General features: G+C 44.3%; 13 protein-coding genes. 12 read left to right on the top strand and 1 reads right to left on the bottom strand.

Features of this window, described 5'->3' with window-relative positions:
* The first annotated feature begins 6 nt into the window (after nucleotides 1–6).
* From GN277_RS27295 to GN277_RS27285, 3 genes are read left to right on the top strand one after another with little or no spacing between them, the layout of a single operon-like run.
* Nucleotides 7–162, top strand: coding sequence for a hypothetical protein (locus tag GN277_RS27295; protein ID WP_159748844.1), 156 nt, complete (start codon nucleotides 7–9; stop codon nucleotides 160–162).
* A 47-nt stretch (nucleotides 163–209) separates the two neighbouring features.
* Nucleotides 210–1445, top strand: a complete 1236-nt coding sequence (locus GN277_RS27290; protein ID WP_159756176.1) for a hypothetical protein — start codon at nucleotides 210–212, stop codon at nucleotides 1443–1445.
* Nucleotides 1442–3469 (top strand): glycosyltransferase, encoded by a 2028-nt coding sequence (locus GN277_RS27285; RefSeq protein WP_159748838.1) that lies wholly within the window; start codon nucleotides 1442–1444, stop codon nucleotides 3467–3469. The genes GN277_RS27290 and GN277_RS27285 overlap by 4 nt, the downstream gene beginning before the upstream one ends.
* A 116-nt stretch (nucleotides 3470–3585) precedes the next feature.
* Here the strand turns inward: GN277_RS27285 and GN277_RS27280 are convergent, their stop codons facing one another.
* The gene (locus tag GN277_RS27280; protein WP_204162681.1) at nucleotides 3586–5448 is read right to left on the bottom strand and encodes a methyl-accepting chemotaxis protein; all 1863 of its coding nucleotides are present in this window, start codon (nucleotides 5446–5448) and stop codon (nucleotides 3586–3588) included.
* Nucleotides 5449–5874: 426 nt separating this feature from the next.
* Here GN277_RS27280 and GN277_RS27275 point away from each other — a divergent pair, with 426 nt between their 5' ends.
* The 9 genes from GN277_RS27275 to GN277_RS30660 all read left to right on the top strand — a co-directional run bounded on the left by GN277_RS27275 (nucleotide 5875) and on the right by GN277_RS30660 (nucleotide 12858).
* Nucleotides 5875–6732, top strand: coding sequence for a lytic transglycosylase domain-containing protein (locus GN277_RS27275; RefSeq protein WP_244324939.1), 858 nt, complete (start codon nucleotides 5875–5877; stop codon nucleotides 6730–6732).
* A 177-nt stretch (nucleotides 6733–6909) separates the two neighbouring features.
* On the top strand, nucleotides 6910–7284 hold the full coding sequence (gene flgB / locus GN277_RS27270) for a flagellar basal body rod protein FlgB (RefSeq protein ID WP_159748836.1): 375 nt from the start codon (nucleotides 6910–6912) through the stop codon (nucleotides 7282–7284).
* A gap of 127 nt (nucleotides 7285–7411) precedes the next feature.
* Nucleotides 7412–7756: a flagellar hook-basal body complex protein FliE gene (locus GN277_RS27265; RefSeq protein ID WP_159748834.1), complete on the top strand. Its 345-nt coding sequence runs from the start codon at nucleotides 7412–7414 to the stop codon at nucleotides 7754–7756.
* Between the two features lie 86 nt (nucleotides 7757–7842).
* On the top strand, nucleotides 7843–9432 hold the full coding sequence (fliF, locus tag GN277_RS27260; protein WP_159748832.1) for a flagellar basal-body MS-ring/collar protein FliF: 1590 nt from the start codon (nucleotides 7843–7845) through the stop codon (nucleotides 9430–9432).
* Complete coding sequence (gene fliG, locus GN277_RS27255; RefSeq protein ID WP_159756173.1) at nucleotides 9419–10471, top strand: flagellar motor switch protein FliG; 1053 nt, start codon at nucleotides 9419–9421, stop codon at nucleotides 10469–10471. The genes fliF and fliG overlap by 14 nt, the downstream gene beginning before the upstream one ends.
* Complete coding sequence (locus GN277_RS27250) at nucleotides 10455–11003, top strand: FliH/SctL family protein (RefSeq protein ID WP_244324938.1); 549 nt, start codon at nucleotides 10455–10457, stop codon at nucleotides 11001–11003. The genes fliG and GN277_RS27250 overlap by 17 nt, the downstream gene beginning before the upstream one ends.
* A gap of 23 nt (nucleotides 11004–11026) precedes the next feature.
* On the top strand, nucleotides 11027–11209 hold the full coding sequence (locus tag GN277_RS30665; RefSeq protein WP_244324937.1) for a hypothetical protein: 183 nt from the start codon (nucleotides 11027–11029) through the stop codon (nucleotides 11207–11209).
* Between the two features lie 15 nt (nucleotides 11210–11224).
* Nucleotides 11225–12526 (top strand): flagellar protein export ATPase FliI, encoded by a 1302-nt coding sequence (fliI, locus tag GN277_RS27245; RefSeq protein WP_159756170.1) that lies wholly within the window; start codon nucleotides 11225–11227, stop codon nucleotides 12524–12526.
* Nucleotides 12523–12858: a flagellar FliJ family protein gene (locus GN277_RS30660; protein WP_244324936.1), complete on the top strand. Its 336-nt coding sequence runs from the start codon at nucleotides 12523–12525 to the stop codon at nucleotides 12856–12858. Before fliI ends, GN277_RS30660 begins: the two co-directional genes overlap by 4 nt.
* Nucleotides 12859–13094: the final 236 nt, after the last annotated feature.

Here is a 13094-nt window from a genome sequence, read left to right as displayed (position 1 = left end):
AAGAGCTTGAACTGGCAGGAGATTGGAAAGCGGCAGAAGAATACTGCCGAAGAGGGCTTTGCGTCTGCCGTGAATCGGGGGACTTGTATTCATCAGGGTGGTTTAAGGCTTATCTTTCCTACCTTGTTTCTAACAAACCAGGGAACAGATCAGCCGTTTTAGAACTCGAAACCCTCATAACACAGGAAGCTCTAACGGAGTTGATTTGTTTGGTGCTTTATCAGCAGCTTATTCATCTGTGCAGAGAGGCAAAAGAACCAGAAAAGGCAGTATGTTATGGGTACAAATTTGAAAAGCTTCTGAAAGAAATGGACGAAAACAAAAAGCTTTGGGAACAGCAAACCTATGGGGAGTTTTGCGAAGGTTATATTAAAACTCCAGACCACCTCTATGGGGCACGGGTGGATTGTGTTGCTTGTGCATTAAAATTAGATGCACAGGAAGATGCTTTCTTCTTTTTAAAGCGTCTGCCATGGGAACAAGGGGATATCCTATGCCGTTATTATCCGGAGTTTGAACGCTGGAAAGAGATATATACATCCTCTTTTAGAAAAGTGTTTTCTAAATTTTGGACAGATGCTTCCATTCCTTCAGATGCGTCGAATTCTCTCAGGGAAGGAGAAGCGTTACCGGTTTATCTGCTATTCCAAAAAGCATTGTGTTTGCTCCAAGATAATAAAACTGATGAAGGAGGTGCGTTGCTTCTTCACTGCATGACTCACCCAGATTCAGATGAAGCATATCTAAGGAAGTTACTCCTTAAAGAAGCCATCCGTCATCAGATTAGTGTGTCACTTTTGGCCAAACAGGCAGATTGGGATACATGGGTTTTTGTCGCAAAAGTGGTTGAGGAATTGCCCTATACATTAAACAGTCGAATTCAGGCGTGTGAAGAAAATCTAAAAGAAGATTATCCGTTTCACAGTCTATGCCTGAAAAAGCATCGACTAAGGCAGAAATTATCCAAGGGCTTCCCTCTTTGGGAAGAACTGATACAAACATTAGAAGCTTACTGTCTGTGTATCATGGAGTTTTATAGAGGCTTATACCATGACGAAATATTTGAAGTGAAAAATATTTCCTCTCTGCCAAATGAATACCGCTTTGCATCCACTGTCCTGGAAGCGTTAGCGAAATTAGAGCAGATGCAGATGCCGGAGGCTGTCCGGCTGTTGGGAGAGGCGCTCCATATTATGCCGGATATGACGGGGGTGATTACAGAGTTATTCCGCCAGGCTGCCCGAAGGATGGATAACCCTGCCCTGCATGCAGGAGAAGAATTCCTTAAGCTTGCCGGACAGATGAAGGACACACTTTATGCTCTGCTAGATACAAGCCAGACGGTACAGGCTTCCCAGATTCTTAAGCAGGTCCTTCCGCTGATGCCCGAAGAACTGGAATTAATCTGGATAGGACAGGAATTAATAAGGAGGAGAAAGCTATGAATATACAGCTTACAATTTCCATGCTGGTATCGGACCGGATGGAGACCCTTGGGAAGTGTCTTGCTTCTTTGAAGCCACTTCTTAGGGAGCTGGACAGTGAATTGATTGTTGTCTTTACCGGTAAAAATGAAGAAACGCTGGAGCTTGTACGTCAGTATACATCCCACATTATTCCATTTACCTGGTGTGATGATTTTGCCAAAGCTCGAAATGCAGGGCTGAAGGAAGGGCGGGGAGAATGGTTTCTGTATATTGACGACGATGAGTGGTTTGAAGATACAACAGAAATTATCCAGTTTTTTAAGAGTGGGGAATATCGGCAGTATCAGTCTGCCTTTTATGTTGCACGAAATTATTTAGATTTTCAGGGGAAGCGTTATTCCGATGGAGGCGTAGGCAGAATGTGTCGTCTGACACCGGAAACAGAGTTTGTTTTTCCAATCCACGAGAATCTTATTCCTCTTGCAGAACCATGTAAACATCTGTCAGCATTTGTCCATCATTACGGATATGCAAGGAAGGAGCGGTTTGAGGAGAAGGACACGAGGACCAGCCGTAACCTGCCGCTGCTTTTAGAAATGTATGAAAATAACCCTACATCCCCATTATGCTGTATGCAGCTTGCCCAGGAATACAGAAGTGTGAGTGAGTTTGACTCGGCGGTTGAATACTGTAGGAAGGGGCTTTGGCTTGCCAGGAGGGAGAAACGCATCTATAACTATGAGCTATGGTTACAGGTGAACCTGCCCTTATTGATTTTCTATACTGACGATTTAAGGCTTGCCCTGGAGGAAGGTGAGCGTATCCTTAAGCATCCACGGACTCTGGAGGCCGGCGCCCTTCATCTTAGCATAATGCTGGTAACGGTATGTAGAAAGCTTAGAGAATATAGGAAAGGGCTAAAATATGTCAGACTCTATCATGAGAAGCTTATGTATCTTCTGACGCATAGGGAAAAGGCTATGCTGCAGAACGCTGCCGAAGTCACGTTTGATATGGCCGCGAAGGAAATGGTTCCGGTGTATATGGACGGATTGTTCTTTGCTTTGGAAGCCATGGATTTCCAGATGGCAAGCCAGCTTCTTACCTGGATTCCCTGGGAGGAGAGGGAACGAGTCTTTCCGCATTATCCTCGGTTGGAAGAATGGAAAAAGGAATATCAAGGGAAAAGGGAGGCAATCTTGGGGGTGTATGCCAGTCTGGATACCGAAAACCCATATGTGCGTATCCAGAAAGTACTATATGCTGAGAGCCAGGGACATTTGGAAGAAGCGAAGGCGTTATGGCGGAAGTGCGCTGATGACTGTCCGGATGGTTTTCAGTGGGAATTGATAGAGATTGCCGTACGGAATCAATTTTTGCTGGAGCCCATGTTGAAGAAGATGCCGCCGGAGGCTTGGAACGAATATGCCGAAGCTGTAACAGGGAATAAGAAATGGACGGAAATGGAAGCGTTTTATCCGAAGCTCATGCCTTTATTAGATGGATTTCCCTTTTATAGGAGGAGATTAGACCAGTGCTACCTGGAGAAGTTGTTGACAAGGGAGTTGTTGGAGGCGTCCAGATTAAGAGATTTATTAATGGGTTACTGTGAAAGCGTGCTGACTGATGCACAGGCAGTATATAAAGAGGAAGCTTTAGCGGCTCCAGAGACTTATGCCCTTCCGACAAGATATCGGTTCGCCGTGGCTCTGAAAAAGGCTTTAGATCATATAGATGAGGGACGATTTAAAGATAGCCTTACTCTTTTGAAAGAAGGGGGATTGATCTATCCGCAAATGTCGGGAGCGGTAAGTCAATTACTAAGGAATCTGGAGGAAGAACTGGAAGCCCAGAGTAAGAGGGCGCCAGAGGAGTTTACAGTGCTTGGAGGACAGGTGAAGCAGGTTTTACGGGGATTGATAGAGGTAAAACAGTGGAATGAAGCATATGGGGTGATGGAGCAGTTATTGCCGCTTTTACCGGAGGATCTGGAGGTTCTGCGGATGAAACAGGAAATATTACGACTGGGGAAACAAGGATGAGGTTTATTTTGTTTTCGTCGGCGTATGCTGTCTTTTTAAGTAAAAAATAAAGGGGATTCCTTCTGCAATGGAAGGAGTCCCCCTTTAATATAATATTGATTATAAATTCAAAGCTCTTAATATTTCGCCATATCATCCACAAAAGCCCCGCTGCTTACCGGAGTCTTCGGAACTGGTGCAGGTACTACCACTGTCTCCGAAACGGGCTCTGGAATAGGCTCTGGAATAGGATCTGGAATTGAAACAGGAGCAGAAACCGAAATAGGATCTGGAGTTCTTGCTGCAACTGGCGTCATAGGTCCCGCCATAGTCTTCAAACGGAAACGTCCTACCAAGCTCTTGAGCAGACTGGACTGGCTGTAAAGTTCTTCGCTTGCCGCAGCGCTTTCCTCAGCCGTAGCGGAGTTCGTCTGAATAACGGAAGAAATCTGGTCGATACCAAGTGTAACCTGCTGAATTCCTTCTGCCTGCATATCAGACGCCTCTGTGATAGCAGCCATATTCTCGGAAATCTTCTGTGCGCTTGACACAACCTTCAACAGAGATTCCTGTGTATCAGATGCAATCTGATTTCCTTCTGAAACAGCGGTAAGAGAATTGCTGATCAGTGCAGTTGTATCCTTTGCAGCCTCCTGGCTCTTGGAAGCAAGGCTTCTTACTTCATCTGCAACTACTGCGAATCCCTTGCCAGCCTCTCCGGCACGTGCAGCCTCTACAGCAGCGTTCAATGCCAGGATATTGGTCTGGAATGCAATATCTTCAATCGTCTTAATAATCTTTTCGATCTCGCTGGAACACTCATTGATTCTGGTCATGGCAGTCATCATAGATTCCATCATCTTATTACTGTTGTCAATCTCGCCCACAGTCAGGCCCATAAGATCGTTGACATCACGAGCATTGTGAGCGGTTTTGTTGACCTTGTCAGATAATTCGTTAAGAGTAGCAACCAACTCTTCCACGGAACTTGCCTGCTCTGTTGCGCCTTGGCTAAGCGCCTGAGCGCCGCTGGATACCTGCTCAGAACCTTCGGCAACCTGGTCGGATGCCTGATGGAGTTGGCTCATGGCATCGTTCAGAGACTCAATAATCTTGCCGCAGGAACGCTTAAGAGATTGGAAATCTCCAAGGTAGTCCATATCCATCTCAACGGACAAATCACCATCTGCAAGAGAGCCAAGCCTCTGGCTGATATGCTCAATGTAACCGGACAAAGTCTTTAATAAAGAACGAAGATTATCAGCGAGTCCGCCCAGTTCATCGTTAGATTCGTATGTAACTTTTGTATGCATATTACCTTTTGCCATTTCTTTCACAGCGTTTTCAATCTCTACGATTGGGGAGGTAAGGCTCTTTGTCAGTCGGAGTGCAAGAATACAAATCACAAAAAGGCTGAAAAGTGCAACGCCTACCAACAGGATTGTACAGAATTTTTTGGTGTCATGACCTTCCTCGTAGAATAATTCAGCATTTGTCTCGGCTCTTTCAATAATTGCGTCAATGGCTTCCTGGAATTCAATACCGGCATCGGCATATTCACCATTCAATACAGAAAGCGCCTGATTTCCCTGGTGGGCTTCCAGATAAGATAAAGACTTTTCACGGGCTGTCTTTAACTTGGACGCCGCGTCCAAAGCTGCGGATACTAAAGCATCATCTGAGCCGTAAACCTCGGTCAGTTTATCAAGAGCGTTGCTCATGACTTGTGCAAGGTCGTTGACCTGTCCCAGCAGCTCTTGTCTCTTTGTCTCATCTTCGGTGGTCAGTGCACGGAACATATTTAACTGATTCTGACGTGTGGAAGACTCAGCCTCCAAAGAATACCGAACCATTGGATAAGGACGGTCGTAAAAATTCTCTAATCCTTCGAGAACACGTTCGAGCCCGAAGTTGGCTACAATGATTGAGACAATGTAAAATCCCATCATAATTCCAAATGAGAGAAGCAGCTTGCTCCTCACTTTTAAGTTTCTAAACACGTTTCATTCCTCCTAGTACATAATAATAGTTAAAATATAAAATAACGAGTAATATGCACTTTCTATTTTATAACGTTTTGCTATAAAAGTAAATATCTGTTTAAAAGTTTCCTGTCATATTTTGTGGTAAATTTTTGTCAGTATCTGTAAATTTGTTTTATAAAATTTATAATTTTATAAGAGGGAAAAAGATGGATGTAAAATGATAATTTAAATATATTTTTAATCATTTACACTTTATTCTGCTTTCCTAAAGGCGTATAATAGCATAAATTGTAAAAAAGTTGGCCTAAAAACCTTTTCAAAACGAAAAAAACGTGGTATAAATATAAGATAGAGTGGTATAAGTATGTTTTAAGCTAAGTTATACAATATAATATGTAAATGTACTTGGGAGTAGGACATAATTTATGCCTTTAATTGTGGATGGAGAGAAGGACAATGGGAATGGATTATACGATTTATAATAATTGGTACAAGTATATGAGTAATGTTCTGAACCAGATTCAAGGGATATCAGATGATCCGTCTTATACGTATACGGGGCAGACGTCTTCTGCAAGTCAAAGCTTTGCAGACATATATAATACGATGATGAGATTGAATTCCGTAAAGAATACCGGTGCGGTGGAGGATACATCTTCCATACAGACAGGAAGCACGAGTATGGATGCGATTTTTGAAGAAGCGGCGAATTTATATGATGTGCCGCTGAATTTGCTGAAAGCTATGGGTAAAGCGGAGTCTGGCTTCGATGCGAATGCGGTATCTTCGGCTGGAGCGCAGGGGGTTATGCAGTTGATGCCTGCTACGGCGAGGTCGCTTGGGGTGGAGGACCCCTTTGACGCGAGAAGCAATATTATGGGAGGCGCCAAATATATTTCTCAGCAGCTTAAGAAGTATAATGGTAACATAGATTTGGCGTTGGCTGCATACAATGCGGGTAGCGGGAACGTTGCAAAATATGGAGGTGTTCCCCCGTTTAAGGAGACGAGAAACTATATCCAAAGAATTAAGGGATATATGAATTCTAATCTGACGACAGGCAAGACGGTAGAGGAAAAGAATGTGAACACAGGCGCAGAGAAGACATTTGCTTATGGAACGGCTCTTAGAGGAGAGGAAGCAGGGGTGAAGAACAATACCTCGAAAAGCGGTACATATACCTTGTCTCAGGAAAACGCCCAGTATTTTGTTGAGATGATGAGGCTTCAGATGATGAACAGGGCCAGCGTGATTACGCGCTCTCTTTCTGAGATGAATGGACAGAGTACGTTTTTGTAAAAGTTGCTGGAAAAAGCCTGATAAATTTACCAGGATTTTCTTACTAAGTAAATGTTATTTTCTAACGAAAAGTGTAGACTTTTTGTAGAATAAAGTCTATAATGAACAAGAGTGGTTGGAGAATGTCAACCTTTAAAACGGAAAAGTTATCAATTAATAAAAAGGAAGTGACATAGGATGTTTGGAAATACGATTTCGATGGCACACAAATCTTTGGATTTCTTGTGGAAGCAGCAGGAGATCATAGATTTGAATATTGCGAATGTGAATACTCCGGGGTATAAGTGCCAGTCTGTTAGTTTTGAGGATATCTACCGTAAGCGTCTGATGGCGGCAAGTAAGACGAAGGACAATGGGAAGGTTCGTCAGGCGATTGATGAGGCGGATTGTCTGGTATACAGCAGGGATAATTCTGGAAGAGTGGATGAGAACAATGTTAATGCAGATGTTGAGAATACTAAGATGGCAAGAACAACGTTGCATTATCAGTATTTGATTCAGTCAGTGACTAACGATGTGAAGCGTTATCAGACGGCGATTAAAGCGCAGTAAGTGATATGTGAACTTTGATGTATTATGAAGATCTGCATTACAAAATATATTTATAAGAATGTATTTATAATAGGTAAAAGTCGTGATGTGTAAATAAGAATAACGCAGCAGAAAGGGTTGATATAATATGGAAGATAGATTCATTACACCATTACAGCCGTTGAGGAGTATGGCGGCTGTATCAGGTCTGGGAAATGTGAATGGAGAGGCAAGAGTTGCGGACTCGGACACAATAAAGGGACAGGAAGGGATTTCCGCATTTAAATCTATTTTTGAGGAAGCGATTGATAATGTAAGGTCAACAGAAGATACATTGGCAAAGAGGCAGTATCAACTGGCAACAGGGCAGATTGAAGATCCGCATACGGTTGGAATTGCGTCTTCAGAGGCTCAGCTTGCCGTGGATATGTTGGTGTCGTTGCGTACCAAGGCGTTAGAGGCTTATAATGAGATTATGCGTATCAGTCTATAGTACGATGTGTACATGGTAGACGGATATTTTTTACTGTAAAAAATAACGATGATACATAGAATCGGAAAGTAAGAGAGTTTTGGACAATGAAGGAAAAGTTTGAGCAGTTTAAAGAATTTGTCGGCAATTTAAGCAGAAAAGTGAAGATTATGATCATTGTCGGTGCGGTGGTGTTGATTGGTGGTGCGGTGACGATTGCGATCATCCTGAATAACCGGCCGTATACGGAATTGTTTTCCGGACTGGGGCAGGAAGAAATGCAGCAGATTGCGCAGAAATTGACGGAAGACGGCATAGATTATAAGTTTAATGGCGAATCGACGATTATGGTTAAAGAGGACACGGTGGACCAGACGAAGGCGACGCTTGTTCAGGCAGGATATCCAAAGAATGGATTTACATATGATACGTTTAAGGATAATGCGAGTATGTTGACCACTGATTCGGATAAGAAGACCTACAAGCTCTACGAACTGCAGGATCGTATCGGCTCTACCATTCGTCTGTTTGATGGTGTGAAGGATGCCAAGGTTACGATTGCATTGGGAGAAGAAAGTAAGTATGCCTTGAATGACGAGGAAGAAAAATCCAGCGCTTCGGTTGTTGCGATTATGCAGGACGGCGGTTCGCCGACGGAAGACCAGGTCGTTGCGATTCAGCGGCTGGTGGCCAAAAGTATCCCTGGGATGGAGCTTGAAGATGTGGCGGTTATTGATGGAAATGGAAATGACGTTTCTGTAGATGGAAATGGGAATTCCTCCAATAGTTCTACCACGGAAGAACTTGCGAGAATGGTGGAGAACTCTATTTCTGCCAGTGTTATGAAGGTACTTGGTCCAATCTATGGGCAGGAGAATGTACGTGTTACTGCGCATGCCCGTTTGAATATGGAAAGGTTAATTCGCCAGCAGACGACTTATACGACTCCGGATAAGATTAACGAGGAGGATAAGTCGGGAATCATCAGCCATGAGGAGCTTTATGAGGAACAGGCTGGAACGGGAGATGGCGCTGGAGGAGTTGCGGGGACTGAGACAAATGCAGATACACCTGAATATAATACAGATGGGGATGCTGACGGAACGAATGCATACAGTGAAAGCGCGGTTCGGGATTATTTGGTCAACGAGTTGAAAGAGGAAGGGCAGATTGATCCTGGCGAATTGGAGGACCTTACGGTATCTGTTGCGATTAACGGTAATGGATATGGAAGCTTAAGAGAGAATCAGATTCGTTCTCTGGTGGGAAATGCGGCGGGTATCGCGGCAGACGCCCAGGAAGAGAAGATTGCGATTGTGAGCGCGCCGTTTGATGGAATCGATGCAGACGATGAATCTGAAGAAGTATCGTCTGGCGGAATTCTGGAGAGTATACCGTTGTGGGCAATTATTGCAGCCGCAGCTCTGCTCTTGCTGTTAATTATAGTTATTATTATCCTGATAGTCAGAAGGCGGAAGCAGGATGAAGAGGAAATTGAGGAGCTGGTCGAAGAAGCTGAGACAGTGGAAGAAATTCCGGCTGTGCTTGATATGAATGAGGAGCTTCTTCAGCTTCAGAACGACAGGAGTATGGAACTCAAGAAGAATGTACGGGAATTCGCGGAACAGAATGCAGAGATTTCTGCTCAGTTATTGAAGAACTGGCTGAATGGGGGCGTTGCAGATGGAGGAGAATAAAGAAAGCAAAGAAACCAAGGAAACTAAGGAAGTTAAAGAGAGCAAGCTGACGCCTGAGCAGAAAGCTGCTGCTGTCGTTGTTTCCCTTGGGGCTGATAAAGCGTCGAAGATCTATAAGCATCTGAGCGAGAGTGATATTGAGAGGCTGACGATTGAAGTGGCAAAGTTAGGGCATATCAGCCCTGATGAGATGGAGCTTGTTCTGGATGAGTTCTATAAGACCTGCTTGACCCAGAAGGTCGTAACTGACGGCGGTATGGAGTATGCGCGAGCAGTGCTTGAGAAGGCATTTGGGGAAAGCACAGCACAATCGCTGCTGGATAAGTTGTCAAAATCTCTGAAGATACGGCCCTTTGAATTTATACGTAAGAGTAATGTAAAGAATTTGATATCATTTTTGCAGCATGAAAGACCGCAGACGATTGCATTGGTTCTGTCCTATGCGGATTCAGATCAGGCGTCTATGGTTATTAGCGAGCTTCCCAAGGAGAAGCGCATTAAGGTTGTGGAAGCTATTGCCAGAATGGAGAGCGCGTCTCCGGAAGCGATTAAGGTCGTGGAGGATTCGCTTAAGAAGCGGTTTGACAGCATTCTTACGACAGATGTTACCACCATTGGCGGTATTGATTACATAGCAGATGTAATGAATCATATGGACAGAGCGAACGAGAAGTACATTTTCGACGAATTGGGCAAAAACGACGAAGAACTGGCAGAGACGATTCGGAAGAAGATGTTCGTATTCGAGGATATTGTGTCCATGGACAACAGATCAATTCAGAGATTTATCCGCGAGTGCGATGTCAAGGATATCGTATACGCGCTCAAAGGGTCCGACGAGAAGATCAAGGAGCTTGTATTTTCCAATGTATCTTCACGTATGGCTGAGAGTATTCAGTCTGACCTTGAGATTACGGTTAATGTACGTCTGAGAGACGTGGAGGAAGCGCAGCAGAGAATTGTCGGCGTAATCAGGAGACTGGAAGAAGCCGGAGAATTGATTATTGTTAAGAGCGGAAAGGATGAAATCATTGCCTAGGATTGTAAAAGAACCGGAGAAGAAGGAGGACGTTAAGCCGTACGACTTCTTTGCCGGCTTCAAGCTCATTGAGGAGCCGAAAGAGGAAGATGAAGACTCAGAGGGCGATGCTGAAGAAGATGAAGAAAATGCTGTTTCGGTAGAAGAAATTCTGGAGGAAGCGAGGGCTCAGGCCAGGCAGATTATTAATGATGCCCGCTCCCAGGCAGAATACCTGCGGGATCAGGGCTATCGGGAAGGGCAGGAGACGGGACGCCAGGATGGGACGCGGGAAGCTTATGACGAACAGCGCAGGCTTTTAGACGCCGAGATACAGGAACTTCAGAATAATATATCAGAGGTAATCCAGAGTGTTTCGGTGGAGAAGGAGAAGCTGCTTGAGCAGTATGTGGATGATTTGAAACGGATTTCCCTTACTGTGGCGGAAAAGGTGATCCAGACCAGCCTGCAGTCCAGCGGCGACATCGTGAAGCGTATGATTCTTGCGGCTACCGATAAGATCACGAAAAACAGTGGGCCAAGATCTATATAACGAAGTGTGATACGGCTGTTTCTATGGATGTAGATACGGAATTTTTGGATAAACTGTCCAAACTTTCTGAGAATATTAAGATTGTTACTATGGATAATGGAGAAGAAGGCACATGTATTATAGAATTGCCCGATGAGATTATTGACGCTAGCGTCGGTACGCAGTTAGAGAACATCAAAGACATACTGAACAATGTCAGGGTGTAATCAAGGAGAGAGAGAATGTTTTCAAAATTGCCGGAGCTGATACAGAAAGCAGAGACGATCAGTTACATAGGAAAGATAGAGAATGTCATTGGAATGGCGATGGAGTCTTCCGGAAACCGTGCAAGTATCGGGGATATTGCCATGATTTACAACGAAGAAAAGCACAGGCAGATTCCCGTGGAGGTTGTGGGGTTCCGTGGAGACAAGATGCAGCTTATGGCATACGAGAATTTGAATGGTGTGGCTGCCGGCAGTTTTGTGAGAAATACCCGGAAGCGTTTGAAGATTCCGGTAGGTGAATTTTTGAGAGGAAGGATCATAGATGCCACAGGGAATCCTATGGATGATTTAGGACCGCTTCCTTCTTCACGTTATTACTATGTAGAGAATAATTATATCAATCCCTTGGCAAGACCTCCGATTACGGACCCGTTGGAATTTGGCGTGAAAGCGATTGATGGGCTGAACACGGTTGGGAAGGGGCAACGTATCGGTATTTTTGCAGGTAGTGGCGTCGGCAAGAGTACATTACTTGGAATGATTGCGAGAAATGTTAAAGCCGATATTAATGTGATTGCTCTCGTGGGAGAGCGAGGCCGAGAAGTTCGTGAATTTATAGAAAAGGATCTCGGACCGGAGGGAATGAAACGCAGCATACTTGTGGTTGCGACTTCTGATCAGCCCGCAATGCTGCGCATGAAATGTCCCCTTGTGGCGACGACCATTGCAGAGTATTTTAAAGATCAGGGGAAGGATGTTCTGTTGATGATGGATTCTCTTACCCGTTTCGCAATGGCGCAGCGTGAGATTGGGCTTGCAACCGGAGAGCCGCCGGTTGCAAGAGGCTATACCCCTTCCATATATGCAGAGTTCCCGAAGCTATTGGAGAGAAGCGGGAAATTCGAGAAGGGTTCGATTACTGGTATCTATACGGTGTTGGTGGAGGGTGACGACACCAACGAACCGATTGCAGATACCGTCCGTGGTATTCTGGACGGACACATTGTACTTACAAGAAAACTGGCGAATGAAAATCACTTTCCTGCGATTGATGTAAATGCCAGTATTTCCCGTCTGATGACGAATATTGTACCAGAGGATCACCGTGAAGCGGCAGCAAAGATGAGAGATATTTTGAGCATATATGCTAAGAATGAAGATTTGATTTCAATTGGAGCCTATAAGTCAGGGACGAATCCCAGGCTTGACGGGGCTATTTCCAAGATTGACAGAGTCAATGCTTTTCTCATGCAGAAGATAGACGAGAGTTTTCCGAGTGACAAATCCTTAGAGATGATGAAGGAGATATTGCGATGAAGAAGTTCTTTTTTTCATTGGATACTGTACTTAATTATAAGGAGCAGGTGCTTGATGGACTAAAAGCAGAGCATGCCAGGATTCTTGCGAAGGTTAGGGAATGTGAACGAACCATTGAGACAATGGAGGAGGAGCATCGCCGTTGTACGATAGAATTTCGGAATAGCCGGATGAGTGGAATGAAGATTTGTGATATCCATACCTATGAGAATTATCTGGAGGCGCTGGGGATTAAGATTAAGAAGAAGTATGAAGAACTGGCGAAGCTCCAGGAGAAGGAAGAAGCCAAGCGCAACGAGGTGGTGGAAGCAAAAAAGAAACTTCCTCCATAGATAAATTAAAGGAAAAGAAGTACAAGGAATACGAGAAGGAAGTCCAGAAGGAAGAAGAACAATTTATAGAAGAATTTGTTGCCACAAAAGGGCGATGGCGAGAATTGTCGGGTAATCCTGTCAGGGATGATGGATATTGTTCCGGACAGATTACTATAAATGTAACGAAGACACAAAAACAGTATTCTCTCATATATTATAGGGCGTGGCTGTAAATTAGAGTGTCAAGAGTTACA

Source organism: Sporofaciens musculi, assembly GCF_009830285.1.
Taxonomy (GTDB): Bacteria; Bacillota; Clostridia; order Lachnospirales; family Lachnospiraceae; genus Sporofaciens; species Sporofaciens musculi.
Note: the sequence above shows the minus strand (reverse complement) of the source record. Positions and strands in the feature narration are given on the sequence as shown.